The sequence below is a fragment of the Salinilacustrithrix flava genome, from assembly GCF_041228405.1.
Lineage (GTDB): Bacteria > Actinomycetota > Acidimicrobiia > Acidimicrobiales > Salinilacustritrichaceae > Salinilacustrithrix > Salinilacustrithrix flava.
The window spans coordinates 3,414,675-3,440,817 of the sequence record NZ_CP133888.1 but is presented as its reverse complement, the minus strand read 5'-3'; the positions used below and the strand labels follow the sequence as shown (position 1 = coordinate 3,440,817).

Genomic DNA, 26,143 nt, shown 5'->3' with positions numbered 1-26,143 from the left:
GGCCCGTCGGTACACTCCGCGCCATGTTCAACGTCGGCGGCATGGAGCTGATCGTGATCGGCGTCGTCGCTCTCGTGGTCCTCGGTCCCGACAAGCTCCCCGGAGCGATGCGCCAGCTCGGCACCTTCATCGGTGAGATGCGCCGGATCTCACGAGGCTTCCAGACCGACCTGCGCAGCGCACTCGACGAAGCCGAGCGCGACGCCGAGCGGGAGCGCCTCGCCGCCGACCAGGCCGCGCGGGGCAGCGCCCCGGCCACCAACCAGGCCGCCGGCACCGCACCCGATCCCGGAGCGGCGATGGCTGCCGCCCAGGCCGAGCTCGATGCCATCGAAGCCGTCGCCGACACCAGCGAGACCGACGCCGAGCAGGACACGTGAGGGATGACACCGCCGAGGGTCGCATGTCGATGCTCGAGCACCTCTACGAGCTGCGCGACCGGATCATCAAGAGCGCCATCGCCATCGCCATCGGCGCTGTGGTGGCCTGGTTCCTGTACCCCCAGATCTTCGACATCCTCCTCGACCCGTACTGCGACCTGCAGGGCAGCTCCGTCGACGACTGCCTCCTCCTGCAGACCGAGCCGCTCGAGGGCTTCTCGGTCCGGTTGAAGATCGCGGGGTACGGCGGCATCGCCATCGCCATGCCGGTCCTGCTCTGGCAGGTGTGGCGCTTCGTGACCCCGGGCCTCTACTCGCACGAGAAGAAGTGGGCCTACCCGTTCGTGTTCGCCGGAATGGTGCTGTTCCTGCTCGGCGCGGGGCTCGCCTTCTACTCGCTGACGCCGGCCCTCGAGTTCCTGGTCAACGTCGGCGGCGAGGGCCTCAACCAGGAGTTCCGGCCCGCGCCCTACTTCGAGCTGATCACGTACATGATGCTGGCCTTCGGCGTGGGCTTCGAGTTCCCGATCGTGCTGATCTTCCTGCAGCTCGCAGGCATCGTGGAGGCCTCGACGCTGCGCAAGTACCGCCGGCACGCGATCCTCGGCATCGTCGTGCTCGTGGCCGTCATCACCCCGTCGGGTGATCCATACACGCTCGGCATCCTCTCGGTTCCGATGTACCTGTTCTACGAGCTCGCCATCCTCATCGGGATGCTGCTCACCCGGAAGCGCCGTCGGGAGGAAGCGACCCTGTCGTCATGACCGGACCCGTCGGCCCCCACACCCAGGCCCTGCTCGAGAGCTACTCCTTCGCGCTGGACGGGTTCCAGCGCCGGGCCGCCGACGCCCTCGACGAGGGCCGATCCGTGCTCGTCAGCGCGCCGACCGGCGCAGGCAAGACCGTCGTGGCCGACTACGCGGTGGCCCAGGCCATGGACCGGGGCCTGCGCGCCTTCTACACCACGCCCATCAAGGCGCTGTCGAACCAGAAGTTCGGCGACCTGCGCCACCGCTACGGCAGCGGGCGCGTCGGACTGCTCACCGGCGACAACTCGATCGACGGCGATGCCCCCGCGGTGGTCATGACCACCGAGGTGCTCCGGAACATGATCTACGCCGGTCGTTCGCTCGACGACCTGGCCGTGGTCGTCCTCGACGAGGTCCACTACCTCCAGGACAGCTTCCGGGGGCCGGTCTGGGAGGAGGTCATCGTCCACCTCCCCGAGCACGTCCAGCTCGTCTGCCTGTCGGCGACGGTCTCCAACGCCCACGACATCGGCGACTGGCTGGCCACGGTGCGCGGGCCCACCGACGTGGTGGTCGAGCAGACCCGTCCGGTGGAGCTGGCCAACACCTACCTGGTCGGTGACAAGACGAGCGACCGGCTGCACCTGCTGGACACCCTCGTCGACGGCCGCCCGAACCCGGAGGGCGAGCGCTTCGACATCGACTCGCGCGGCCCGACCAGGCACGGTGGTCGACAGCAGCGGGGGCGGGGCCGGCCCCGGAGCCCGTGGTACACGCCGAACCGTCTCGACGTGCTCGACGTGCTCGAGGACGACGAGCTGCTCCCCGCCATCGTGTTCATCTTCAGCCGGGCCGCGTGCGACGACGCCGTGAAGGGCTGCCTCGATGCTGGCGTGCGCCTCACCACCAGCGACGAGCGCGCCCAGATCCGCCGGATCGCCGAGGACCACCTCACCTCCCTGACCGACCACGACCTCGACGCCCTCGACGCCGACCGCTGGCTGGCCGGCCTCGAGGCGGGCGTTGCCGCCCACCACGCGGGCCACGTGCCGCCGTTCAAGGAGGCGGTCGAGGCCTGCTTCGTGCGGGGCCTGGTCAAGGTCGTCTTCGCCACCGAGACCCTCGCCCTCGGCATCAACATGCCGGCCCGGGCCGTGGTCATCGAGCGGATGACCAAGTTCAACGGCGAGCGGCGGGAGCTGCTGACACCCTCGGAGTACACCCAGCTGACGGGCCGGGCCGGGCGTCGCGGCATCGACACCCACGGCACGGCCATCGTGCTGTGGTCGCCGTTCATCAGCTTCGGGCAGATCGCCGGCCTCGCCGGGAGCCGCACCTTCGTGCTGCGGTCGGCCTTCCGCCCCACCTACAACATGGCCGTCAACCTGATCCGGCGCCACGAGCGCGACGAGGCCCGCCGCCTGCTCAACCAGTCGCTGGCGCAGTACCAGGCGGACAAGGCCGTGGTCGTGCTCGAACGGCGCCTCGACAAGCGGCGGCAGAACCTCCGGGCCGTGCAGGCCGAGGCGACCTGCGACCTCGGCGACGTCGGCGAGTACCGGGAGCTGCTCGGGGCGACCGCGCCCCGCCGGGTGCGGCGGGCCCAGCTCGAGCACGCGCTGGCGTCGCTCAAGCCGGGCGACGTCATCGCCCTGGAGGACGGGCCCCGCGTCGCCGTGCTCTCGGTCGCCTTCCGCAAGGGGAGCATCAAGGTCAAGGCCGTCACCGAGACCCGCGAGGTCGCGGTGGTGAGCATGGCCGACTTCGAGCAGCCGCCCAAGCGCCTGGGTGCGGTCGAGCTGCCCGAGCCCTACCTCCCCGAGGACAGCGACTTCCGGGGCCAGGTCGCGTCGCGCCTGGCGCGGATCCGGGTGCCCGCACGCTCGGAGCACGTCCCCGACGTCCCGGCCGTCGACCACCCGGTGGCCGAGTGCCCCGATGCCGAGGCCCACCTGCGGGCCTTCGACCGGGCCCTGCGCCTCGAAGGCGAGGTGCACGAGCTGTCCCGGCGGATCGAGCGCCAGACCAGCACCCTGAGCCTGCAGTTCGACCGGGTGCTCGACGTCCTCGACCAGTTCGGCTACGTCGAGACCTGGTCCCTCACCGACCGGGGGCGCCTCCTCGCCGGCGTGTACCACGAGGCCGACCTGGTGGTGGCCGAGGCCATCGCCGACGGCGTCTTCGACGGGCTCGACGCGCCCGAGCTGGCCGCCGCCGCCAGCACCCTCGTGTACGAGCACCGGGCACCGGGTCCGCCGCCGGCCGCGCGCTACCCGTCGCGCCGGGTCCGCGAGCGCGCCGCCGAGATCGATTCCATCGTGCGCCGGGTGCAGGCGGCCGAGGACGCCGTCGGGCTGCCGTGGTCGCGGGGCAGCGACCACGGCTTCTGCGCCGTCGCCCACGAGTGGTGCGCCGGCGAGGGTCTCGGCGACCTGCTGGAGGAGACCAACCTGGAGCTGACGGGCGGCGACTTCGTCCGCACCGTGCGCCAGCTGATCGACCTCGTGCGCCAGATCGCCCAGCTGGCCCCGGACGACGTCACTCGCGCCACCGCTCGCCGCGCTGTCGGTGCCCTCGAGCGCGGCGTGGTCTCGGCATCCGCGTCGGTGGACGACGACGAGGATCTCGACGCGGATCCGACGCACCGGTCCCCGTGACGGTCCGCAAGGGCGAGCCGTGGGGCGGCCCGGGCGCCCTCCCCGACGACGGCATCGTGGTGGCCTCGGACCTGGAGGCCCGCCGCGCCGTCACCGAGGCCCGCCGCGCGAACCGAGCGGTGCCGACGCTCGGCCTCCTTGCCGGCGACCTGGCCCGCACCTGCGGGGCCTCCGGCCGGGAGGACCGGCTGCGGAGCGCCGAGGCCCAGGCGCTGCCCGTCGATCTCGGCGAGGTCCTGGTCGACGGCTCGCTGCACTTCTTCGTCGCCCACCTCGTCGCCCGCCGATCGTGGTGGCGCGGTCCGATCGTGGCTGCCATGAACGCGCAGTTCCTCGGCGACTGGGACGTCGCTCCGCGTTCGCACCCGGGCGACGGTCGCCTCGACCTGTTCGAGGCCGACCTGTCCCTCGGGGACCGGTGGAAGGCCCGCAGCCGCCTGCGCACCGGCACCCACGTCCCGCACCCCGGCATCAGCGAGCGACGGGTGAAGGCCGTGCAGCTCGATCTGGCCCCCGGAACGTCGGTGTGGCTCGACGGCGAGCGGGTGGGGGAGGCCAGGGCCCTCTCCATCCGGGTGGTGCCCGACGCCCTCACCGTCGTCGTGTAGCGAAAATTCCGTGGATCGGTCACCACAGGTGTGACCGATCCACGAGATTTCCGGTTGAATCGCCGGCCATGGACGCCTGGATCCTGGACGAGTCGCCCGGCAGCTACCGGTTCGGCACCATCGACACCCCCGAGCCGGGGTACGGCGAGGTGCGGGTGCGCCCGGTGGCCTCCGCCCTCAACCACATGGACCTGTGGCTCACCCGGGGCATGCCGAAGCCGACGCTGCCCCACGTGCCGGGGTGCGACGTGGCCGGCGTGATCGACGCCGTGGGGGAGGGGCTCGACCTCGAGGTCGGGGCCGAGGTCGTCGTGAACCCCGCCGTGTCGACGATGGATGCGGTCGTGCACCTCGGCAACGACGCACCGGTCGGCCGCGGCTTCCAGATCCTGGGCGAGCAGCGCTGGGGTGGCCACGCCGACGGCGTGGTGGTGCCGGCCCGCAACATCGTCCCGAAGCCCGAGTCACGCACCTGGGAGGAGTGCGCCGCCTACCCGCTGGCCACCCTCACCGCCTACCGCATGCTCCGACGGGCCCGCCTGGTGGCGGGGGAGACGGTGCTCGTCGTGGGCATCGGCGGCGGTGTCTCGATGGCCGCGCTGGCCCTCGCGCTGCGGATGGGTGCCGAGGTCTACGTGACCTCCCGCGACCGGGCCAAGATCGACCAGGCCGTGGCCATGGGCGCCACGGCCGGCTTCGACTCCTCCGAGCCGAGCTGGCCGGTGAAGGCCCACGTCGTGGTCGAGTCGGTCGGCCCGGCGACGTGGGACGCATCGGTCCGGTCGCTGGTCCCGGGCGGGCGCCTCGCCGTGTGCGGGGGAACGTCGGGCCAGAAGGTCGAGGTCGACCTGCCCAAGCTGTTCTTCAAGCAGATCGAGATCATCGGCTCGACCATGGGCTCCTACGAGGAGTTCGACGCCGTCACCCGCCTGGTCGACCTCGGCCTGCCCGTGGCGGTGGACGAGGTGTTCGACCGGGCCGACTACCCCGACGCGCTCGAGCGGCTGCGCAGCGGCGACCAGCTGGGCAAGGTCGTGCTGCGCCACCCGGTCTGACCGCGCCGGTCAGCCCACGATCTTGCGCATGGCGGCGACGTCGCCCTGGAAGGCCTGGTACCCGACGTGGGGCCGGAACCCCATGGCGACGTTGATGTCCAGCATCCACGGGTTGGACTCGGCGTTGTAGGTCTCCACGATCCGGATCCGCGGCTCGGTGTCCAGGGCCAGGCGGAGGTTCTCCGCCTTCAGCCACCGGCCGAGGCCGTGGCCGCGATGGTCGGCGACGACCCCGGTGTCGCCCTGCCCGGCGAGCTCCGGGCGATGGGTGTTGATCTGCAGCTCGGACAGCCCGGCCGCCGCGCCGTCGGGTGCGAGGGCCAGCGTCGAGACGTTGCACCGGCCGCGAGCCGCCCAGACCTCGTCGCGGGACCGCAGCCGCTCGGGCGTCATCGGGGGCACCGTCCAGTCGAGCTCGTCGGTCGGCATGTCCTCCATGGCGCGGTGGGCCGCGACGAGCGCCTCGAGGTGCTGCTCGGGTGTCGGGCCGACCCACTGCACGATGCGGTAGCCATCGGTGCGCTCCCGTCCGGCCCGCAGCCACTCGTCCTGGCGGACCCGGTCGAGCTCGGCGACCGGCAGGCGGCTGCACCGCTCCTCGAGGCGCAGCGTGGCCCCGCAGCGCTCGGCGTAGGCCCGTCCGGCTCCGCCGGGCAGCGTCGGCGCCCAGAGCACCGCAGCGCTCCGGCCGTGGTCCTCGGCCCAACCGAGCCCGGTGCGCAGCAGGGCGTCGGCCACCCCTCGACGTCGATGGAGCGGGTCGACGGCGAGCCACTCCACGTCGACCATGTGGGCGTTCTCCTCCGTCTTCTCCGCAGCCAGACCGAGCTCACCGGCGGGGGACCCGTCGACCGACGCCACGAACCCGACGTGGCGGACCATCGCCCACTCGCTGAACAGCTCCGGGGCGACCTCCTCCGCCGGCGCCGGCGGGTCATCGGGGTTGACCTCGCGATCGGTGACGGCGCGCACCGCGACCAGTGCCTCCAGGAGGTCGGGGCGGTCCTCGGTGACCTGGTGCACCTCGATGCCGGGCATCGCCGGAGTGTCGCACCACCGACGACCGGGCTCCAGCGAATTGGCCCTACGCTCGCCCGATGGACCTCGACGCCGTCAAGCACCGCATGGCCGAGGAGATCGACCGCCGGGCCGATCTCCTCCTCGACGTCTCCCACCGCATCCACGCCAACCCGGAGCTGAACTTCGAGGAGCGCCACGCCCACGACCTGCTCTGCGACGTCCTCGAGGACCAGGGCATCGCCACCGAGCGGCGCTCCCACGGCCTCGACACCGCCTTCGTCGGCCACGCCGGCACCGGCGGACCGAACATCGCGGTGTGCCTGGAGTACGACGCGCTGCCCGGCATCGGCCACGCCTGCGGGCACAACATCATCGCGGCCGCCGGCCTCGGCGCCGGACTGGCGGCTGCCGCGGTCGCCGACGTGTGCGAGGGCCGGGTCACCATCCTCGGCACGCCCGCCGAGGAGGGGGGAGGCGGCAAGGTCCTCCAGATCCGGGCCGGCGCGTTCGAGGGCGTCGATGCCGCGATGATGGTCCACCCCTCCGGCGCCGACCTGCGGGGCATGGACACCGTGGCCATCCACCGGTGCTTGGCCACCTACCGCGGCGAGTCCGCCCACGCCGCGGCGGCGCCCGAGCGGGGTCGCAACGCCCTCGACGCCGCCGTGCTCGGGTACGTGAACGTCGCCGCGCTCCGCCAGCACATCGACCCGAACGAGCGCATCCACGGCGTGTTCACCGACGGCGGCGAGAAGCCGAACATCGTCCCGTCCCGGGCCCAGGCGGAGTGGTACGTCCGGTCGCCGACCGTCGCTCGGCTGCAGGCGCTCAAGGCCCGGGTCGTGGCCTGCCTCGAAGCGGGCGCCGCGGCCGCGGGCTGCGAGGTGGAGCTGGACTGGCTCGAGCCCCCGTACGCCGACATGGTGCCCGTCGAGACCTACTGCGACCTCTACGCCGCGAACGCGGCGGCACTCGGGCGCGACGTCCGGGTGCCGGACGAGACCTGCTGCGTGGTCGGTTCCACCGACATGGGCGACGTGTCGTACGTCGTCCCCTCGATCCACCCCATGATCCAGGCGGCCGACCCCGGCACGGCGATCCACACGGAGGCCTTCGCCGGCTTCGCCGCCGGTCCGCTGGGCGATGCCGCGGTGCTCGACGGCGCCAAGGCGCTGGCCTGGACCGTGGCCGACCTCTGGATGCAGCCCGGACTGCTCGACGCCATCACGGCCGAGCACCGCGAGCAGGTCGCCGCCCGCCGATGACGGCACGGCAGGGAGCACGCGCAGTGGTCACCGGCCGGAGCGCACCGAGCCCGTAGCATCTCCCGCCGTGGCCGTCTACATCGCCGAGGAGTTCACCGAGGAGGAGCAGGACATCCTCCGGCGGTACTTCACGAACCTGGACGGCCCGGTCTTCGCCCTCGTGAACCTGCCCGAGGTCGTGAAGGGGGCGCTGTTCGCCCGCTACTCGCGCTCGCCCAAGTCGCTGCGCCGGCTGTTCCTCGACGAGTTCGTCGGCGACCTCGACATCACCGGCGACCAGACGGTGGACGCCACCGTGGGGCTCGAGCGGGCCGAGCAGCTCTACCAGAAGGTCTTCCTCGAGTACGGCGACGACTCCGTGGCCCAGCTCGGCGGGGTGCACCTGGCGTGCGAGCAGGCGTCGAACATCCTCACCAAGATCCTCGAGTGGGGACGCCTGGCCGCGTACCTCGAGCAGTCGACCCGCTACATCGCCTACGACTCCCGCCTCGGTGGCCGCTACCGCTACTACCGGGATCCCGAGGTGCTCGCCTCCCCCCTCGCCCTGCGCTACGTGGGGGAGATGGACCGGCTCTTCGACGCCTACGCGGAGCTGGTGCCGGTGATGCAGGAGTTCTTCCGCGAGCAGTTCCCCAAGGCCCGCGAGGACTCCGACCTCGTCTACCGCCAGGCCATCAAGGCCAAGGCCCTCGACGCCATCCGCGGGATGCTGCCGGCGTCGTCGCTGTCGAACGTGGGCATCTACGGCACCGGGCAGAGCTACGAGCTGCTGCTGTACCGGATGCGCTCGCACCCGCTGCCCGAGGCCCGGGCCTACGCAGATCTCATGCTCACCGAGCTGCGCAAGGTCATCCCCTCGTTCCTGAGGCGCGTCGACCTGCCCGACCGCGGCGAGGTCTGGCGCGACTACTTCGGCGACCGCGAGGCGGCGATGGCGGCTGTGGCCGACCGCCTCCTCGGTCCCGACGTCGAGCCCGACGACGTCGCCGAGGTCACCCTCGTCGACTTCGACCCCGACGCCGAGATCAAGACCGTGGCGTCGATGCTCTACGCCTACAGCGAGCTGCCCGAGACCCAGCTCGAGGACCGGGTCCGGGCCATGTCGGTCGAGGACCGCCTGGCCGTCATCCGCGCCTACGAGGGCGACCGCAAGAACCGGCGCCACAAGCCGGGCCGGGCGCTCGAGCGCTCCTACTACCGCTTCGACATCCTCGCCGACTACGGCGCCTTCCGGGACCTGCAGCGCCACCGGATGCTCACCCTCGACTGGCAGAAGCTCACGCCGCGCCACGGCTACGTGCGCCCGCCGGCCGTCGACGCCGCCGGCCAGACCGCGGCCTTCGACGACGCCATGGATCGCTCGGCCTCGCTGTACGACGCCCTCGCCGACGACTTCCCCGAGCAGGCCAGCTACGCCGTCGCCCTCGCCTACAAGGTGAGGTTCTACCTCCACCTCAACGCCAGGTCGGCCATGCACGTCCTCGAGCTGCGCTCGACCCCCCAGGGCCACCCCGCCTACCGCCGGGTCGCCCAGGAGATGCACCGCCTCATCGCCGAGCAGGCCGGCCACAAAGCCATCGCCGAGAGCATGCGCTTCGTCGACCACTCCGCCGAACCCGCCCTCGAGCGCCTCGACGCCGAGCGGGCCGCCGAAGCCCGCCGCAACACCTGAGGCTGATGTTGAGATTGGGGGTTGAGTTGCTGGAGGGGCTTCGGTACGTTGCCGTCACTTCCGAGCGGGCGGAGACCGCAGGAGGCATTTGCACGTGCGCGTCCCCCTTCGCCCACGAGACATCGTTGCGCTGATCACCGTCGGCGTCTTCGCCATCGCCGCTTCCGGGACCCACGTGGTCCGCAGCGGCGAGACGCTGGGCTCCATCGCCCAGCGCAACGGCACCACGGTCCAGGCCCTGGTCGATGCCAACGGCATCGCGAACCCGAACCTGATCATGGCCGGCACGACGCTGAAGATCCCCGGTGGGGGCGCCGCGCCGTCGTCGCCGACGGTTGCGACCCACACCGTTCGCAGCGGCGACACGCTGGCCAGCATCGCAGCCCGCTACGGCACCACCGTGTCCGCGCTGGCCAGCGCCAACGGGATCGCCAACCCGAACCTGATCGTGGTCGGGCGATCGCTGCAGGTCCAGGGCACGGCCCGGCCGGTCACGACCGGCGCACCCTCGGCCCCGTCCTCTGGCGGCAAGCAGCTCCCCGGTCAGCGCCACACGGTCCAGCACGGCGACACCATCGCCGGCATCGCGGCCCGGTACGGCATCCGCACGGCCGACCTCGTCGCCTGGAACGGCCTGGTCGACGGCAAGATCTACGCCACGACCCGCCTGGTGCTGTTCAACCCGGGCTCCCTGCCGGCCATCGGCGGGTCCACCAGCACCCCGGGCGGCACCCACGTCGTGCAGTCCGGCCAGACGCTGAGCTCCATCGCCGGGCGCTACGGCGTGTCCGCGAGCTCGATCGCGAAGGCGAACGGCATCTCGGACCCGAACCGCATCCGCATCGGCCAGACCCTCACCATCCCCGGGTCCACCGGCTCGGGCGCCGGCGGCTTCGTCTGCCCCGTCCCCGGGGGCACCTTCTTCAACGACTGGGGCTTCCCTCGCAGCGGAGGTCGCTCCCACGCCGGCACCGACCTGTTCGCCCCTCGGGGCACCCCGGTGCGCGCCCCGGCGAGCGGACTGGTGGAGATCGCCACCGGCAGCATCGGGGGCAAGCAGTTCCGCCTCACGACCTCGTCGGGCGTCAAGATGTACGGCAGCCACCTCGACGCCTTCGGCAAGACGGGCCAGGTCAGCGCCGGCGACGTCATCGGCACGGTCGGCGACACGGGCAACGCCCGCGGCAGCCGCCCGCACCTGCACTTCGAGGTGCACCCGAGCGGCTCCGCGGTGAACCCGTTCCCGCTCCTCTACAGCTCCTGCTGAGCGCCTCGGGTCCGGCGCAGGGCCTGGGCAGGGAACGGCCCGACCGACGGCGAAGGCTGGGTCGGATCGAACTCCGTTCGACCGTCACCCTTTGAGCAGTAGATCCCGAAACGCGCAGTGTTGGCGCGCCACGGAGCGCTGTCGTACGGTCACGCCCTCGGGAGTGCCGGACGTCACTGGGGACGCGGTCGCCCGGAACGTCGCCGTACACGCCGGACCACCCTGAGGTGCCCCCATGGATGCTGCGATCTCGCTGCGCAACGTGACCAAGAGCTTCGGGTCGCACACCGTGCTCCAGGACATCTCCTTCGACATCCCCCGCGGCAAGATCTCGGCGGTGATGGGCCCGTCGGGCACGGGCAAGTCGGTGCTGCTGAAGAACGTCATCGGCCTCCTGCGCCCCGACAACGGCGAGATCTGGGTCGACGGCGAGGAGACGGTGTCGATGGGGGAGAAGGACCTCTACCGGGTCCGCCGGAAGTTCGGCGTCCTGTTCCAGGACGGCGCCCTCTTCGGTTCGATGAACATGTTCGACAACATCGCCTTCCCCCTCCGTGAGCACACGAGGAAGTCGGAGAAGGAGATCAAGCAGATCGTGCTCGAGAAGGCCAGCCTCGTCGGCCTGCTCGATCACATGAAGAAGTACCCCGGCGAGGTCTCCGGGGGCATGAAGAAGCGCGCCGGCCTGGCCCGGGCCCTGGCGATGGACCCCGAGATCATCCTGTTCGACGAGCCCGACTCGGGCCTCGACCCGGTGCGTGTGTCCTACCTGGACGAGCTGGTGAAGAAGATCCAGGAGGAGACCGGCGCCACCTTCCTGATCATCACCCACAACATCGCCTCGGTGATGCGGACGTCGGACTACATCGCCGTGCTGTACCAGGCGAAGCTGGTGAAGTTCGCGTCCAAGCAGGAGATGCGGACCACGGACAACCCGCTCATCCGCCAGTTCCTCGCCGGCCGGGCCATGGGGCCGATCGGCATGGACGAGCTCGCCGACGAGCGCACGGAGGTCGAGAAGGAGCTGATGGAGCGCGAGCGCCGGCGGCTCGAGGCCGACGGGCGCGACGTCGACGACTACGGCGTGATGACGGTCTGAGGCGGTTCGACGTGATCTGGACGATCCGATGATCGGCAAGGTGCAGTTCGTCGTCCGCGAGACGGGGAACATGTTCGCGATCTCCCTCGAGGGCTTCCGCCGCACGTGGGACTTCAAGTCGTGGTGGCGCGAGTACCTGGGCCAGTGCTGGTTCATCGCCAAGGTGTGCTCGATCCCCGTCGTGCTGATCAGCATCCCCTTCGGCGCGGTGATCGCCCTGCACGTCGGCACCTTCTCCCGCCAGCTCGGCGCGGAGTCCACCACGGGCGCGGCCATGGTGCTGGCCATCGTGCGCGAGGCCGCCCCCGTGGCCACCGCGCTGCTGATCGCCGGTGCCGGCGGGTCCGCGATGACCGCCGACCTCGGCTCCCGCAAGATCCGCGACGAGCTCGCCGCCATGGAGGTCATGGCCATCAACCCCGTGCACCGCCTGGTCACCCCCCGGCTCTACGCCGCCGCGACGGTGGGCCTGTTCATGGTGTCCCTCGTCTCGATCGCGGGCATCTCCGGTGGCTACTTCTTCAACGTCATCATCCAGAAGGTCACCCCCGGCGCCTACTTCCAGGGCTTCACGTCGCTCGTGCAACTCCCCGACCTGTACTCGTCGCTGTTCAAGGCCGTGGTGTTCGGGTTCATCGCCGCCTCGGTGTCCTGCTACAAGGGCATCTACGCCAAGGGTGGGCCCAAGGGGGTCGGCGACGCCGTGAACCAGGGCGTGGTCATCACCTTCATCCTCATCTTCTTCACCAACCTGATCATGACGTCCCTCTACTTCGCGCTCGTTCCGCCGAAGTTCTGAACGGGATCCCCATGGCCGCCGTCACCAAGCTCACCAGACCCGCCCAGGATCTCGGTCGATCCGTCGGCGACGGGTTCGAGGACATGGGCAAGCAGCTGTCGTTCTACGGCCGGGTGCTGTGGGACGTGCTGACGACGCTCATCCTGCGCCTCAAGTACAAGAACGTCGTCTTCAGCCTCGTGTCCGACATCACGGTGGGCGCCGGTGCGCTGATCGTTGGCGCCGGCATGGTCTTCGTCATCTTCTCGATGTCGTTCTTCACCGGCGCCAACGTGGGCCTGCAGGGCTACGCCGGTCTCGAGCAGATCGGCGCCGAGGCCTTCACGGGCCTGATCGGGTCCTTCGCCAACACCCGCGAGGTCACCCCGCTCATCGCCGGCGTCGCCTTCGCCGCCCAGGTCGGGGCCGGGTTCACGGCCGAGCTCGGCGCCATGCGCATCTCCGAGGAGATCGACGCCCTCGAGGTCATGTCGGTGCGCCCGATCAGCTACCTCGTGGGCACCAGGGTGCTCGCGGCCCTGATCGCCATCATCCCGCTCTACCTGATCGCCCTGTTCGCCAGCTTCTTCGCCACCAAGCTGGTCACCACCGAGTTCTTCGGGCTCTCCCCGGGCGTCTACGACTACTACTTCCGCCTCTACCTGCCACCGATCGACATCTTCTACAGCCTGGTGAAGGCGTGCGTGTTCGCCGTGCTGGTCGCCCTGATCCACTGCTACTACGGCTTCTACGCCAGCGGTGGCCCGGCCGGCGTGGGCGTCGCGGTCGGCCGGGCCATCCGGCTCTCGATCGTGGCCGTGGTGGTCTTCAACCTGGTGCTGTCCCTCATCTTCTGGGGTGGCGGCAACACCGTGAGCCTGACCGGATGACGCCATGACGCTGACCACCGAGCGCAACCGCAACGTGATCTCCGGCGCCGTCGGGCTCCTGATCGTGGTGAGCCTGACCGCCATCGGCATCAAGGCGAGCTTCGGGGCCTTCGACGGGGGCTACGAGCTGCGGGGCACGTTCGCCGCCGCCGGCCAGGGCCTGCTGTCGGGCAGCGACGTGAAGATCCGCGGCGTGAACGTGGGCGAGGTGTCGAGCATCCGGTTGGTCGACAACCGGGCCCTCATCCGGCTGCGGATCGAGGACGGCACCCAGATCCCCGAGACCGCGCAGGCCGTGATCCGGCCCAAGACGCTGTTCGGCGAGAAGTTCGTCGACATCCTCCCGGGCGAGGACGAGCTCGACGGCCCCTACCTCGACGACGGCAACGAGATCGTCGACACCCTGGGCGGGTTCGAGCTCGAGCAGGTCCTGACCGACGCCTACCCGGTCCTCGAGGCGGTGAACCCCGCCGAGCTGGCCGTCGTCCTCGACGAGCTGGCCACCGCCGGTCGCGGCCTCGGGCCCAACATCAACCGCTCGATCGTCAACGGCGCCACCCTCGCCGAGCTGGGCGCGTCCAACGATGCCGAGTTCCGCCAGTTCACGAGCGACCTCGCGCTGCTGGCCGAGGAGCTCGAGATCATCGCCCCCGACCTCGTCGCCGGCGCCCGGGACCTCAACGTGGCGCTGCCCACGCTCAACGCCCGCAGCGACCAGCTGGACGACGCCCTCACCCAGGCCGCCCGGCTCGCCACCGACGTCGCCGACCTGCTGGAGGCCAACGAGTCGTTCACGTCGAGCGCGCTCACCGACGGCTCCCGTGCGCTGCAGACGGTGTTCGACCGGCGCAGCCAGATCCAGCCGCTGCTCCTGGGGGTGACCCGCTACACCCGCACGCTGGCCGAGGCCGTCCGCTTCGAGGTCGGCGACGGGACGATGATGGCCGCGGTCAAGGGCATCGTCAGCGTGCAGGGCCTGATCGAGGGCCACGAGACACCCCCGCCCGACGACGACCCCAAGACCCCGCTCGAGGAGCTCCTCGAGGGCCAGCTGCCCGAGCTCCCGGTCGACCCGCTCGAGACCCTGGACGACCTCCTCGGAGGGTCTGGCAGCGACGACGACCCCGACAGCGGCGGTGGCGGTGGCCTGCTCGACCTGCTCACGGGAGGTGACGACCGATGACCCGCACCGCCATCAAGTTCGGCCTCTTCGTGGCCGTGTGCCTCCTGTTCACCGTGTACCTGGCCGCGACCATCGGCAACACGACCTTCGGCGGCCTCGTCGGGCGCGGCCCGGACACCTACACCCTCGCGGCGAGCTTCGACGACGTCACCGGCCTGCTCGTGGACGACAACGTCAAGGTGGCCGGTGTCCCGGTCGGCAAGGTGACCGACGTCCGGGTCGAGGCCGGCAAGGCCCTCGTCCGCATGGAGATCGACAGCGACCACCCGCTGCCGTCGGACTCGGCGGCGGCCATCCGGTGGCGCAACCTCATCGGGCAGCGCTACGTCTACCTCTTCCCGGGCGACGCCCCGACGACCTTCGAGGACGGCGACGTCGTCACCGAGACCACCAACGTGATCGACCTCGGCGAGCTGTTCAACCGGCTCGGTCCGGTGGTGGCCACCATCGACGAGGGCCAGGTCAACGAGTTCCTGGAGACCGTCACCTCCGCCCTCGAGGGCAACGAGGCCGACATCAGCCAGGCCCTCGACGACCTCGCCACCGTGGTCAAGGGCCTGGGCGAGCGCGACGAGGCCATCGGGAACCTGATCGAGAACCTCGAGGTCGTGTCCCGCACCATCGCCGACCGCGACGCCCAGATCGAGACGATGCTGGAAAACCTGGCCGCGCTGGCCCGCACCTTCAGTGACAACACCCAGCTGCTCGACAGCGCCATCGTCGAGATGGGGGCGTTCAACCGCGACCTGTCGGGCCTGCTCGCCACCAACCGGGACGAGCTGGACCGCATCGTGGCCAACCTCGACAACACGCTCGGCACCGTGGAGGGCGAGCTCGGTTCGGTGCAGCTGGCCCTGGACCGCCTGGACGACAACGGCCGCGCCGCGTTCCTGTCCTCGCGCAACGGCGAGTTCCTGAACCAGACCATCCTGTGCGTCACCGCCCTGCCGCCACCCTGCCCGACGCCGATCGTGCCCGGGCTCGAGTCCATCGTGGGCAACTCGGCGACCCGCCAGCCCGTGGCCTACACGCCCAACCGCCGCAGCGGCGGCGCCGCGGTCCTGTCGCTCGTGGGAGGCGCCCGATGAAGTCGTTCCGGGACCGCAACCCCTACATCGTGGGCATCATCTCGGTGCTGCTCCTGGGCGGCGCCACGGGCTTCGCCTTCCTGGTCGGCACCCTGAACCTGCTGGAGGACGCCTACCCGATGGAGGCCGTCTTCTCCGACGCCTCCGGGCTGCGTGCCGGCGACGACGTCAAGCTCGCCGGTGTGAAGGTCGGTCGCGTCACCGACCTCGACGTCGACCGCGACATCGGGGCCGTGACGGTCGAGTGGGTCGTCGACGAGGGCATCGAGATCCGCGACGACGCCCGGGCCGAGATCGCCCTGTCCTCGCTCCTCGGCGCCAAGGAGGTCCGGATCCTGGACCCCATGGAGGGCGATGTCGCCATGTCGGAGCTCCCCGAGGAGCAGCGGGTGATCCCCGTCGAGCGCACGACCGTGCCCTTCGACCTGTTCGAGCTGACCCGAGAGGCCACCGAAGGCGTCCAGGAGCTGGACACCGATGCGCTGAACGCCCTGCTCGTCGACCTGGCCGACATCTCCGAGGGCAAGGCCGGCACGGTCGAGGACCTCGTCGAGGGCATCAACCGGGTCGGCGCGGCCGTGAACCAGCGCGAGGCCGAGTTCGAGGCGCTGTTGGAGCAGGCCGATCGCCTCAGCGCCACCCTGGCCGACAAGGACGACGAGATCCTGACGCTGCTGGACTCGTCCCAGCAGATCCTCCAGCTCATCGTCGCCCGCCGCAACGACCTGGCCGTCGCCCTCGGGGAGTCGGCCGACACGGTCCAGGAGCTGGACCGGCTCATCTCCACGAACAGGCAGCGGCTCGACTCCGCCCTCGACTCCCTGGCGCCGACCCTCGACGTGGTCGCGGCCGAGCAGGACGACATCGACCGGGCCCTGGCCTGGCTCGGCCCCGGCATCCTCCAGCAGTCGCGGGGCGGCGGGCACGGACCGTGGCAGGACATCTTCGTCCGCGGCCTCGGCCCCGACGTCCTCGAAGGGCTCCAGGACGTGTACTCGATCCTGCTGGGGGTGGACGAATGAGTCGCTCCCGTCGAACACCGGCCCGCCTGGCGGCAAGTCTGCTGGCCGCCGTGCTCGCCCTGTCCGGGTGCGGGCTGGTCGGCGGCGGCGACACCTACGAGGTCGTGGCCTACTTCCCCCGTGCGGTGTCGCTCTACGAGTCCGGCGCCGTGCAGGTGCTCGGCCTCCCCGCCGGCGAGGTCTCCGACATCGAGATCATGGGCGACCGCGTGAAGGTGACCATGGCCGTCGACAGCAACATCCCCCTCCCGGTCGACGTGCGCGCCGCCATCGCGCCCCAGTCGCTGATCGGCGAGCGGCGCATCCAGCTGTTCCCGCCGTTCCAGCAGGGCGACCAGCAGGCCCCGGACGGTCACGAGATCGCGATCGACGACGCCGTCATCCCGGTGGAGCCCGACGAGGCGCTGGCCTCGCTGAAGGACTTCCTCGATGCCCTCGACCCCAACGGCGCCGGCCGCCTGATCGACAACGCGGCGGCCTCGCTCGACGGCCAGGGCCAGCAGCTCGGCTCCGCCCTCGACGAGCTGTCCGACCTCGTCGGCAACATCGAGGACAGCGACGACGCCGTCATCCGCATCGCCGAGCGCTTCGACGACTTCACCTCGACGCTGCTCACGCGGGAGAGCCAGCTCGCCCAGGTCCTCGACGACTTCGCCGTCGTGGCCGACGTGCTGGCCGAGGAGCGCGGCGAGATCGAGGCCCTCATCTCCGGCCTGGCCAACCTCTCCGGCGACGGGCTCGACCTCGTGTCCGAGCACGCCGTGCGCCTGCGCACCGACGTCCAGATCCTCCGGCGGCTCACCGAGAGCATCGAGCAGAACCTCGACGGCGTCGACGCCCTCATCCAGGGTGGGTCCCAGCAGATCGACGGCTTCATCGGCGCCTACAACCCGGTCAGCCGGTCGCTGAACCTGCGCAACAGCTTCTCCCCCCTGGTCGAGGAGGCGCTGGCGCCGCTGTTCGACGCCGTGGGCGTCCCGTTCCCGTGCCTGCCCGTCGACGTCAACTGCGCGACCGGCGACCTGCTGCCCCTCGACGGGGAGCGCACCGGTGCCGTCGAGGCCGAGCTCCCCGACCCGACGACGCCCATCGACGACGTGCTCGCGCTCCTGGGGTCCGACACGGTCGTCCCGTCCGCCGCCACCGAGGACGGCGCGGCAGGGGAGCGCAGCCTGCTCGAACGCTTCCTCGGCACGTTCCTGGGGGTTCGATCATGAGCCGCACCACCGTGCTGCGCGCCGCCGTCCTCGTCGTCGCCTCGCTGCTCGCCAGCGCCTGCACCCTCCCGGGCACGATCCGGGGTTCGAGAGAGATCAGCGCCGTGTTCGACGACGTCGGCGACCTGGTGGTCGGCCACTCGGTGCAGGTCGCCGACGTGCGCATCGGCTCCATCGTCGACATCGAGCTCACCGACGACTACCAGGCCGAGATCACCATGTCGATCAAGGACGACGTCTTCGTGCCGGTGGAGTCCCGGGCCCTGCTGCGCACCACCTCGCTGCTCGGGGAGAAGTTCATCGAGCTGCGACCCCTGGACGAGGACGACCCCATGGCCGGCACGGACCTGGTCGACGGCGACGTGATCGCCGAGACCGCCACGGCACCCGAGCTCGAGTTCGTCACCGAGCAGGCCGTCGAGATCCTCGGCGCGGTCGTGTCCTCCGACGTGGCCACCCTGATCGAGACCGGAGCCGTCGGCTTCGGCGGCCGGACCACCGAGCTGACCTCCCTGGTCGAGGACCTCTCCACCGTGTCGGGCACCCTGGCCGACCAGACCGACGAGCTGGTGCGCATCATCGACGCGCTCGACGGGGCCACCGCCACGCTCGCGTCCTCCTCCGGCGACCTGGACGAGCTGCTGGGCAACCTGGCCGAGACCGCCACGGTGCTGGCCGACAACCGCGACGTCGCCATCGACGCCATCCGTGAGCTGACCCGACTGGCCCGGATCCAGAACGACAACGTCTTCGAGCCCTACCTCGCCGAGGTCGACACCCAGATCAAGCAGGTCGACGCGATCCTCGCCGAGGTCGACCGCAACCAGGCCCAGGTCGCCGAGCTGCTCCGGTGGGTGGCCGGCTTCGCCGACCAGCTCCCCAAGGCCGTCGCCGACGACTTCGCCCAGGTGTTCCTCCTCGCCGAGGTGGAGGCCTGATGTCCCGCCGGGTCGCCATCAACCTCGTCGCCTTCGTCGGCGTCTTCGTCCTCATGCTGTGGTGGGCGGTCAACAACATCATCAGCTTCGACTTCATCGAGCGTCCGTACGAGATCTCCGGCGAGTTCGCCGCGACCGCCGGCGTGGCCAGCAACTCCGAGGTCGCCTACCTCGGCGTGAACCACGGTGCGGTGCGCTCGGTCGAGTCCGTCGATGGCAAGGTGCGCATCACGATGAGCATCGATCGGGGCAAGCAGATCCCCGCCGGGTCCAAGGCCCGCATCTTCCGCAAGTCCGCGATCGGTGAGCCCTACATCGACTTCGAGCCCCCGGAGGGCTACGACGGCGGGGGTCCGTACCTCGAAGCCGGGGACGTGATCCCGCTCGATCGCACCTCGGTGCCCCTCGAGTTCTCCGAGCTGCTGCGCTCGGCGTCGCGGGTGCTCGGCTCGGTGGAGCCCGAGGCGACGCGCACGCTCATCCACGAGCTGGCCGTGGCGCTGGACGGACGAGGCGAGGCGCTGCGCGACCTCACCGTCGACTCCGATGCCCTGCTGGCGACCTTCGCCGAGAAGGCCGATCTGCTCGACAGCCTCAGCGCGAACAGCACCCGACTGACCCGCACCGTCACCGAACGCCGGGCGTCGCTGTCCTCCGCGATCAGCGACCTCGCCGCGGTGGGGGAGTCGCTCCGCAACGTCGAGCCCGACACCCGGATCCTGCTCGATCGCGGCACCGAGCTGCTGCGGACCACCGCCGATCTGGTCGGCGACGTGAAGCAGGACCTCGACTGCGTGCTGTCCGACCTGGATTCGGTGATCGACGTCACCACGACCGACGAGAACCTCGGGCACCTCGCCAACACCCTCGACAACGGGCCCACCGGGTTCGAGTACGTCTGGCTCACCCGGGACGACGGCCCCGGGGGGCTCTGGGTGCGGGTCTCCATCCTCGTGGACACCGCCAACCCCGCCCAGCAGTACGTGCCACCGACGGAGCTGCCGGCCGTGCCGGAGATCCCGGTGTGCACGTCGCCTCTGGCGTCGGCCCCCGACGGCGGGGCGCTGGCCGCCGAGGCGCCGGTGGAGGGGCAGTCGCTCGCCGCGGTTCCCTTCTCCACCACGACCGCCCCCGACCGCTCCGCCGCGGCCCTGGGCGTGTTCCTCGCGTGCGGACTCGTGCTGGGCCTGCTGGCCCGGCGAGGTGCGCGAGCATGACGGCCGTGGACCTCGAACAGCAGGCAGACCCCCGGCCCGATCCCCCGAGGGAGCGCCGCACGGTGCCCGCCGGGGCCTTCGTCATCGCCGTCCTGGTCGCCGGCGCCCTGGCGGTCCTGGCCGTCTTCGCCCTCGCATCCGGCGACAGCGCCGACGGCGGCGGCGGGGAGGACCAAGAAGTCCGCCTCGCGTCCGGCCGCTTCGCCGAGCGCTTCCTCACCTTCGAGCACGGCCAGCTCGACGCGTGGAAGGAGGACGTGCTCGCGCTCAGCACCGGCGGCTTCGCCGAGGAGGTCGAGGAGGTCGAGTCCGGCCTGCGCACGCTCATCGCCGAGAGCGAGCTCGATGCCGTCACCCAGGTCACCGACATCTTCGTCGGCGAGGTCGAGCGCGGCGGGGTCGAGGTCGTCGTCGTGTACGACCGCGAGCTCCGCGGCGGCGAGCAGGGCCGCACCGAGTCCGACCGCTACCTGCAGCTGGCGATGGTCCGCGTCGACGGGGAGTGGCTGGTCGACAACGTCCTCGACATCGCCTCCGCCGGCGACCTCGCCGGGTCGGTGCCGCCGTCCGGGGAGGTCCCGGAGACCCCTGCACCGCCCACCTCGGCGGGCGGTTGAGCACCGTCCGGTCCGCTGTTGTGGAATCCCGGCCCACTGCCGATAGGTTCCCGCGACCCGGCAACCCTCCCCGCGACGGACACTGTCTATGATCCGCCGCCGACGCCACACCCGTTGGAGCGCCAATGGCTGACGAAGAAGAAGACGTGGTCGACGACGACCCCGAGACCGAAGACCTCGACGAGGACCTCGACGAGGACCTCGAAGCCGACGACCTCGGTGAGGACTTCGAAGCCGACGACGACGACGACGCCGTGGTCGACGTGGTCGATGACGACGCCGTCGCCGACGAGGACGAGGCCACGCCCGACGCCGAGGGCGACGAGCCCCGTCGCGCCCGCCGACGTGGCGAGGAGGACGAGGAGGACGAGGACGAAGACGCCGACCCCGACGACGTCGAGGCCGACCTGGACGAGATCCTCAAGGACCGCATCGCCGCCACCGACGACGAGGACGAGGACGAGGAGGAAGACGACGGCGACACCGGCAAGGCCGCGCCGGCGGGCAAGATCCAGCCCCGCCGCGAGGACGAGTTCCTCTGCCAGTCCTGCTTCATCCTGAAGCCGATGGGCCAGCTCGCCGAGGGCGAGACCGACCTGTGCGTCGACTGCGTCTGAGCACGAGGCCATGACGTACCGCACGATCGTGGTCGGCACCGACGGCTCGGCCTCCGCCGAGCGAGCTGTCGAGCACTCCGTCGACCTGGCGGCCGCCGACGAGGCTCGGCTGGTGATCGTGACCGCGTACGAGCGCACCGACACCAAGCTCGACGAGCGGGCGCCCGCCGACGTCCGCTGGATGATGGCGGACCCCAACGAGGCCGAGCGCCACGCCCGCCACGCCCGGTCCCTGGCCGCCGAGCACGGCGTCGGCGACGTCGTCGTGCAGGCCCTCGAGGGCGAGCCGGCCGACGAGCTGCTCGAGGCGGCCGACACCTTCGACGCCGACCTGATCGTGGTCGGCTCGGTCGGCCTCACCGACAGCAGCCGCTTCCTCCTCGGCAGCGTGGCCAGCAGCGTCCTGCACCACGCCCCCTGCGACGTCCTCGTGGTCCACAGCCACACGCCACGTCCCGCAGCTGCGCAATAGGGATGAACTGGCGCGACCACGGATCCGACCGCGAACATGGCCGACCGTGACCGCTGACAAGACCCCTCTCGAAGACGCCGTCGACCAGGCGCTCGACGCCTTCGTGTACGCCCCGATCGGGCTGCTGTTCGACGGTCCGGCGCGACTGCCGAAGCTGATCGCGAACGGGCGCAACCAGGTGACGAACGCCCGGATGATGGGCCAGTTCGCCGTCCGGATGGGTCGCACCGAGGTGAACAAGCGCGCCGCCTCCCTCGACGGTCCGGTGGTCGACCTCCTCCGTGGCCTCGGCGTCGTCGACGGCCCGCCGCCCGGCCCCGCCCCGGCACCTGCGCCGACGCCGGTGCCCGACAAGCCCGCGGCTCCCGCGGCCAAGGAGGGCAGCGCCAAGGCGCCCGCCCCGAAGAAGCCGGCAGCGGCCAAGAAGGCGACCAGGAAGGCCAGCGCGAAGAAGGCGGCCCGGAAGGCCACGAAGCAGGCCCCGAAGAAGGTCGCGGCGACGACGTCCACGAGCGCCGCCCCCGACGTCGCCGGCCTCGCCATCCCCGACTACGACAGCCTCTCGGCCAGCCAGGTCGTGAGCCGCCTGCAGGGGCTCTCCACCGCCGAGCTCGAGGCCGTGCGCAGCTACGAGGCCGCCACCCGGGGACGCAAGACCATCCTCAACCGGGTCCAGCAGCTCCAGAAGCCCTAGGCGTGGACGTCTCCGCCCGGCCCGCCACGGCCGACGACCTCCCGGCCCTGGTCACCCTGGCCACCGCCGCCATCGAGGAGCTGACCCCGAACCGGGGCGGTGCCGTCTGGCGCCGGCAGCAGGCCCGCCCGCTGCCGCCCGGCGACTCGCTTCGAGCCGACCTCGACGACCCGGACGCCTTCGTCGTCGTCGGCACCATCGACGACACGACCATCGGCTACGGCGTGCTCCGGCTCGAGCACCTCCGCGACGGGTCCACCCTCGGCGTCATCTCCGACCTGTTCACCCTCGAGGGTGCTCGGGGCGTGTCGGTGGGGGAGGAGATCATGGACGCGCTGATCGCGTGGGCGACGGAGCAGGGCTGCTTCGGCGTCGACTCCCTGGCCCTGCCGGGCGACCGCCACACCAAGAACTTCTTCGAGTCCTTCGGCCTCGTGGCCCGGGCCATCGTGGTGCACCGGTCCCTCGAACCCCGCCCCGACGCACCGTCATGACCGACGCCGCCGCCACGACGAGCGGCCCGGAGGTGGCCGTCGGCGCCGTCGTCGTCGATGGCGACCGCCTGCTGCTGATCCGGCGCGGCCGGGGCGTGGCGATCGGCCAGTGGTCGTTGCCCGGAGGCGTGGTCGAACCCGGCGAGCTCCTCGCCGAGGCCGTCGTTCGCGAGCTGCTCGAGGAGACCGGGCTCGAAGGGGTGTGCGGTCCCCTCGTCGGCGTCGTCGAGCGCTTCATCGAAGGCCGCCACTACGTGATCCTCGACCACCACGTCACCTTGCTCGAACCCGACGCCACCCCGACCGCTGGCGACGACGCCGCCGAGGTGGCCTGGGTGGCGCTCAGCGAGGTCGCCGAGTGGCCGCTCGTGGACGGCCTCGCCGAGTTCCTCCACGACCACGGCATCCTCGCCACGATCACCTGAGCTCACCGGAACTGGCGGTCGTGGTGCAGCGCTCCGGAACTGGCGGTCGTGGTGTAGCGGTCTAGCGACCCTTCCACTCGGGCTTGCGCTTCTCGATGAAGGCCGACAGGCCCTCCTTGGTGTCCTCGCTGGCCATGACCTCGGCGATCGCCCGCCCGGAGGCGGCGAAGGCCTCCTCGTCGGTGTCGAAGGACTGCAGGGCGACCTCGCGGCTCTTGCGCACGGCGAGCGGGGCGTTCTCGCTGATCTGGGCGGCCAGCTCGACGGCGACGTCGACGGCCTTGCCCGACTCCGCCATCCGGTTCACGAACCCGAGGGCGTGGGCCCGCTCGGCGTCGATCGGATCGCCGGTGAGGAGCATCTCCATGGCGACGTTCTTGGGCAGCGCGGCGGGAAGCCGGAACAGGGCCCCGGCGGCCGCCACGAGGTTGCGCTTGACCTCGGGCACGCTGAAGGTGACGTCCGGGGTGGCGACCAGCAGGTCGCAGGCCAGGACGATCTCGCAACCGCCGGCGTAGGCCGGGCCGTTGCAGGCGGCGATGATCGGCTTGGTGCGGGCCTTGGCCGTGATGCCGCCGAAGCCTCCGGTGGGGGTGTTGAGCCGGGCCGCGTCGCCGCTGTTGATCGCCTTCAGGTCGGCGCCGGCGCAGAAGACCGGACCCTCGTGGGTCAGGACGCCGATCCAGATCTCGTCGTCGGCCTCCATGCGGTCGATGGCGGCCTCGATGCCCTCGGCCACCTCGCCGTTGACGGCGTTGCGCGCCTCGGGGCGGTCGATGGTGATGATGGCGACGTTGCCACGGGTCTCGTACTCGATCATGGGCGCACAGTAGCGATGCTCCGGGGCCGTCGGTCCATGCGCACCGCCACGGGTTCGGTACCCTGCGGCCGTGTCCAGCGATCCGGGTCAGGGGCGACTGCAGTGCCCCTACTGCGACTCCTACGAGATCGACCGCCTGTACCTGGCGTCGTTGCGGGTCGACTCCTGCGTGTGCACGTCCTGCGGCGCCCGCTGGGACGAGGACGCGTCCACCGGTGAGTTCCGGGGCCGGCAGAGCCAGGCCCGGACCTCCCGCACCGAATCCCGCTGAGCCGGCGCCGGGGGCGCCGGCGCCGACCTCAGGTCTTGTCGTCCTCGGGGGCGTCGTCGCCCGTGGCCTGCTCGGCCTCGAGCGCCTCGGCGGCGGGGATCTCCGGGGCCGGCGCCTCGGTGGGCGCCTGCTCGACGGCTTCGGGGACGGCCGCCGCGTCCTGCTCGGGCTGGGCCTCCGGGGCGGGCGCGTCCGTCGTGGCCGCGTCGGCGACGGGCTGCTCGGCTGCGGGCTGCTCGGGCGTGGGATCGGCCTTGGGCTCATCGGCCTTGGGCTCATCGGCCTTCGGCTCATCGGCCTTGGGCTTGCCTCCCTCGGCCTTGTCGGCCTTGCGCTCGCCCTTGGCGTCGCCGGGCTTGGCGTCCTTCTTGGGCTTGCCGCCGCTGCGGCGCTTGCGCCGGCTGGCGTCCCGGCCGGCCTTCGGGTCGGGCTCGACGCCGAAGATCTGCGCGATCTCGGGGAGGCGGCTGCCGTGGCGGGCGATGGTGGCCTTCAGCTCGTCGGAGACGGTGCCGGGCAGCGACACGGGGACCACCTGGCGACGCACGGGGGAGTGGGCCAGCGCCTCGAGGATGTAGCTCCAGCGGTCGGCGGAGGTCTCGCTGCTCATCGACGCGTTGGCGGCCTCGACGAGGCGCAGCGCGACGGGGGCGGGCAGCGGGGCGCCGGCCTTGGGCGGGCGGGACGACAGGTGCAGGGCCCGGACGACGCGGTCGTCGTCGAGCATCTCCACGACCTCGGCCACCCAGGCCTGCTGGTCGGCGTCGAGGCGCTCGTTGAGGGCGGTGCGCACCTTGGCGGCCAGGGCTCGGGTCTCGTCGTCCTTGGCCGCGCCGTCTGACGCGGTGACGACGGTGCGCAGGTCGCGCAGGTCGACGGTCTCGGACTGCTCCAGGGCGGCCTCGGCCCGATCGCGCCACTCGGCGGCGCGGACCTTCACCAGCAGCTCCTCGGCGAGGGTGACGATGGGCCCCTCGTCGATGGGGTCCTGGCCCTCGACCTTGCGCTGCTCGTTCTGCTTCTCGAGCCCCGTGCGCACGGCCTGCAGCCCGCCGCGGAGCAGCTCCTGGGCGACGGCCTTCTGCTCCTCGGGGAGGGTGTCGATGAGGGCGTTGCGGTGGGCCTTGCCGGCCTTGAGGCGCGGGGGCTTCGGCTTCGGGGGCAGCTTGGGCTTGGCCGGGGTGCGGGGACGGTCGTTGCCGCCCCGGCGGCCGCCTTCGCCCCGCGGGCCGCGATCGCCACCCTCACCACGAGGGCCACGGTCGCCGTCCTTGCGGCCACCGCCGCCCCGGCGGGGACCACGGTCGCCGCGATCGCCTCGGCCACGGCCTCGCTCGGCCCGGACCTCGGTCACCAGCGGCTCGTCGTCGCGGGTGATGAGCTCGAGGGTCTCGACCTTCTTGGGCTCCTTGCCCTTGGGCGGGATCACCTGCGTGACCCGGATGCCGTCGACGTCCATCTCGGTGTCGACGCGGAACTCGTCACCGACCTCGGCGCTCTCCGGGAACAGCGACGCATCGGCCGCACCCTTGGGCTGGCGAGCCCCCGCGGCCCGCCAGGTGAAGGTCTTTCCCTCGTCCTGGCGGCTGGTGAGTTCGATGTCGATCCGGGTGGCCATAGCGGGTTGC

The 26,143-nt window shown here is 71.4% G+C and carries 27 protein-coding genes; 24 read left to right on the top strand and 3 right to left on the bottom strand.

The window, feature by feature from the left end:
• Nucleotides 1-23 precede the first annotated feature (23 nt).
• The 5 genes from tatB (at nucleotide 24) to RGQ06_RS16880 (ending at nucleotide 5,449) form a co-directional block, all read left to right on the top strand.
• Nucleotides 24-380 (top strand): Sec-independent protein translocase protein TatB, encoded by a 357-nt coding sequence (tatB, locus tag RGQ06_RS16900; RefSeq protein ID WP_432429890.1) that lies wholly within the window; start codon nucleotides 24-26, stop codon nucleotides 378-380.
• On the top strand, nucleotides 377-1,144 hold the full coding sequence (gene tatC, locus RGQ06_RS16895; RefSeq protein WP_432429889.1) for a twin-arginine translocase subunit TatC: 768 nt from the start codon (nucleotides 377-379) through the stop codon (nucleotides 1,142-1,144). The genes tatB and tatC overlap by 4 nt, the downstream gene beginning before the upstream one ends.
• Nucleotides 1,141-3,786, top strand: coding sequence for a DEAD/DEAH box helicase (locus RGQ06_RS16890; protein WP_432429888.1), 2,646 nt, complete (start codon nucleotides 1,141-1,143; stop codon nucleotides 3,784-3,786). Before tatC ends, RGQ06_RS16890 begins: the two co-directional genes overlap by 4 nt.
• Nucleotides 3,783-4,394: a hypothetical protein gene (locus RGQ06_RS16885; RefSeq protein WP_432429887.1), complete on the top strand. Its 612-nt coding sequence runs from the start codon at nucleotides 3,783-3,785 to the stop codon at nucleotides 4,392-4,394. The genes RGQ06_RS16890 and RGQ06_RS16885 overlap by 4 nt, the downstream gene beginning before the upstream one ends.
• Before the next feature lie 68 nt (nucleotides 4,395-4,462).
• Nucleotides 4,463-5,449 (top strand): zinc-binding dehydrogenase, encoded by a 987-nt coding sequence (locus RGQ06_RS16880; RefSeq protein ID WP_432429886.1) that lies wholly within the window; start codon nucleotides 4,463-4,465, stop codon nucleotides 5,447-5,449.
• Between the two features lie 9 nt (nucleotides 5,450-5,458).
• Here the strand turns inward: RGQ06_RS16880 and RGQ06_RS16875 are convergent, their stop codons facing one another.
• Nucleotides 5,459-6,487 carry a GNAT family N-acetyltransferase gene (locus RGQ06_RS16875; protein ID WP_432429885.1) on the bottom strand — a complete coding sequence of 343 codons (1,029 nt, stop codon included), beginning with the start codon at nucleotides 6,485-6,487 and terminating at the stop codon, nucleotides 5,459-5,461.
• A gap of 59 nt (nucleotides 6,488-6,546) precedes the next feature.
• Here RGQ06_RS16875 and RGQ06_RS16870 point away from each other — a divergent pair, with 59 nt between their 5' ends.
• The 18 genes from RGQ06_RS16870 to RGQ06_RS16785 all read left to right on the top strand — a co-directional run bounded on the left by RGQ06_RS16870 (nucleotide 6,547) and on the right by RGQ06_RS16785 (nucleotide 23,424).
• Nucleotides 6,547-7,734, top strand: coding sequence for a M20 family metallopeptidase (locus RGQ06_RS16870; RefSeq protein WP_432429884.1), 1,188 nt, complete (start codon nucleotides 6,547-6,549; stop codon nucleotides 7,732-7,734).
• 67 nt (nucleotides 7,735-7,801) lie between these two features.
• Nucleotides 7,802-9,406: an FAD-dependent thymidylate synthase gene (locus RGQ06_RS16865; protein WP_432429883.1), complete on the top strand. Its 1,605-nt coding sequence runs from the start codon at nucleotides 7,802-7,804 to the stop codon at nucleotides 9,404-9,406.
• 94 nt (nucleotides 9,407-9,500) lie between these two features.
• A complete protein-coding gene (locus RGQ06_RS16860; protein ID WP_432429882.1) occupies nucleotides 9,501-10,673 on the top strand; it encodes a LysM peptidoglycan-binding domain-containing protein in 1,173 nt (390 codons plus the stop codon).
• 235 nt (nucleotides 10,674-10,908) lie between these two features.
• Complete coding sequence (locus RGQ06_RS16855) at nucleotides 10,909-11,772, top strand: ABC transporter ATP-binding protein (protein WP_432429881.1); 864 nt, start codon at nucleotides 10,909-10,911, stop codon at nucleotides 11,770-11,772.
• Nucleotides 11,773-11,800: 28 nt separating this feature from the next.
• The gene (locus RGQ06_RS16850; RefSeq protein WP_432429880.1) at nucleotides 11,801-12,571 is read left to right on the top strand and encodes an MlaE family ABC transporter permease; all 771 of its coding nucleotides are present in this window, start codon (nucleotides 11,801-11,803) and stop codon (nucleotides 12,569-12,571) included.
• 11 nt (nucleotides 12,572-12,582) lie between these two features.
• Nucleotides 12,583-13,440, top strand: coding sequence for an ABC transporter permease (locus RGQ06_RS16845; RefSeq protein ID WP_432429879.1), 858 nt, complete (start codon nucleotides 12,583-12,585; stop codon nucleotides 13,438-13,440).
• A gap of 4 nt (nucleotides 13,441-13,444) precedes the next feature.
• On the top strand, nucleotides 13,445-14,623 hold the full coding sequence (locus RGQ06_RS16840) for an MlaD family protein (RefSeq protein ID WP_432429878.1): 1,179 nt from the start codon (nucleotides 13,445-13,447) through the stop codon (nucleotides 14,621-14,623).
• Nucleotides 14,620-15,711, top strand: coding sequence for an MCE family protein (locus RGQ06_RS16835; RefSeq protein ID WP_432429877.1), 1,092 nt, complete (start codon nucleotides 14,620-14,622; stop codon nucleotides 15,709-15,711). The genes RGQ06_RS16840 and RGQ06_RS16835 overlap by 4 nt, the downstream gene beginning before the upstream one ends.
• The gene (locus RGQ06_RS16830) at nucleotides 15,708-16,733 is read left to right on the top strand and encodes an MlaD family protein (RefSeq protein WP_432429876.1); all 1,026 of its coding nucleotides are present in this window, start codon (nucleotides 15,708-15,710) and stop codon (nucleotides 16,731-16,733) included. Before RGQ06_RS16835 ends, RGQ06_RS16830 begins: the two co-directional genes overlap by 4 nt.
• The gene (locus RGQ06_RS16825) at nucleotides 16,730-17,950 is read left to right on the top strand and encodes an MCE family protein (RefSeq protein ID WP_432429875.1); all 1,221 of its coding nucleotides are present in this window, start codon (nucleotides 16,730-16,732) and stop codon (nucleotides 17,948-17,950) included. The genes RGQ06_RS16830 and RGQ06_RS16825 overlap by 4 nt, the downstream gene beginning before the upstream one ends.
• Nucleotides 17,947-18,888: an MlaD family protein gene (locus RGQ06_RS16820; RefSeq protein ID WP_432429874.1), complete on the top strand. Its 942-nt coding sequence runs from the start codon at nucleotides 17,947-17,949 to the stop codon at nucleotides 18,886-18,888. The genes RGQ06_RS16825 and RGQ06_RS16820 overlap by 4 nt, the downstream gene beginning before the upstream one ends.
• A complete protein-coding gene (locus RGQ06_RS16815; protein ID WP_432429873.1) occupies nucleotides 18,888-20,105 on the top strand; it encodes an MCE family protein in 1,218 nt (405 codons plus the stop codon). Before RGQ06_RS16820 ends, RGQ06_RS16815 begins: the two co-directional genes overlap by 1 nt.
• Nucleotides 20,102-20,722 carry a hypothetical protein gene (locus RGQ06_RS16810; RefSeq protein WP_432429872.1) on the top strand — a complete coding sequence of 207 codons (621 nt, stop codon included), beginning with the start codon at nucleotides 20,102-20,104 and terminating at the stop codon, nucleotides 20,720-20,722. The genes RGQ06_RS16815 and RGQ06_RS16810 overlap by 4 nt, the downstream gene beginning before the upstream one ends.
• Before the next feature lie 125 nt (nucleotides 20,723-20,847).
• Complete coding sequence (locus RGQ06_RS16805; protein WP_432429871.1) at nucleotides 20,848-21,339, top strand: hypothetical protein; 492 nt, start codon at nucleotides 20,848-20,850, stop codon at nucleotides 21,337-21,339.
• Nucleotides 21,340-21,349: 10 nt separating this feature from the next.
• A complete protein-coding gene (locus RGQ06_RS16800; protein WP_432429870.1) occupies nucleotides 21,350-21,811 on the top strand; it encodes a universal stress protein in 462 nt (153 codons plus the stop codon).
• Between the two features lie 46 nt (nucleotides 21,812-21,857).
• Nucleotides 21,858-22,505 (top strand): hypothetical protein, encoded by a 648-nt coding sequence (locus RGQ06_RS16795; protein ID WP_432429869.1) that lies wholly within the window; start codon nucleotides 21,858-21,860, stop codon nucleotides 22,503-22,505.
• A 2-nt stretch (nucleotides 22,506-22,507) separates the two neighbouring features.
• A complete protein-coding gene (locus RGQ06_RS16790; protein ID WP_432429868.1) occupies nucleotides 22,508-22,999 on the top strand; it encodes a GNAT family N-acetyltransferase in 492 nt (163 codons plus the stop codon).
• The gene (locus tag RGQ06_RS16785) at nucleotides 22,996-23,424 is read left to right on the top strand and encodes an NUDIX domain-containing protein (RefSeq protein ID WP_432429867.1); all 429 of its coding nucleotides are present in this window, start codon (nucleotides 22,996-22,998) and stop codon (nucleotides 23,422-23,424) included. Before RGQ06_RS16790 ends, RGQ06_RS16785 begins: the two co-directional genes overlap by 4 nt.
• A gap of 61 nt (nucleotides 23,425-23,485) precedes the next feature.
• On the opposite strand, the gene RGQ06_RS16780 is transcribed toward RGQ06_RS16785, so the two are convergent.
• Nucleotides 23,486-24,244 (bottom strand): crotonase/enoyl-CoA hydratase family protein, encoded by a 759-nt coding sequence (locus tag RGQ06_RS16780; RefSeq protein WP_432429866.1) that lies wholly within the window; start codon nucleotides 24,242-24,244, stop codon nucleotides 23,486-23,488.
• Nucleotides 24,245-24,314: 70 nt separating this feature from the next.
• On the opposite strand from RGQ06_RS16780, the gene RGQ06_RS16775 reads away from it, so the two are divergent.
• The gene (locus RGQ06_RS16775) at nucleotides 24,315-24,515 is read left to right on the top strand and encodes a hypothetical protein (RefSeq protein WP_432429865.1); all 201 of its coding nucleotides are present in this window, start codon (nucleotides 24,315-24,317) and stop codon (nucleotides 24,513-24,515) included.
• 28 nt (nucleotides 24,516-24,543) lie between these two features.
• Here RGQ06_RS16775 and RGQ06_RS16770 read toward each other — a convergent pair whose 3' ends face one another.
• On the bottom strand, nucleotides 24,544-26,133 hold the full coding sequence (locus RGQ06_RS16770) for a hypothetical protein (RefSeq protein WP_432429864.1): 1,590 nt from the start codon (nucleotides 26,131-26,133) through the stop codon (nucleotides 24,544-24,546).
• Nucleotides 26,134-26,143: the final 10 nt, after the last annotated feature.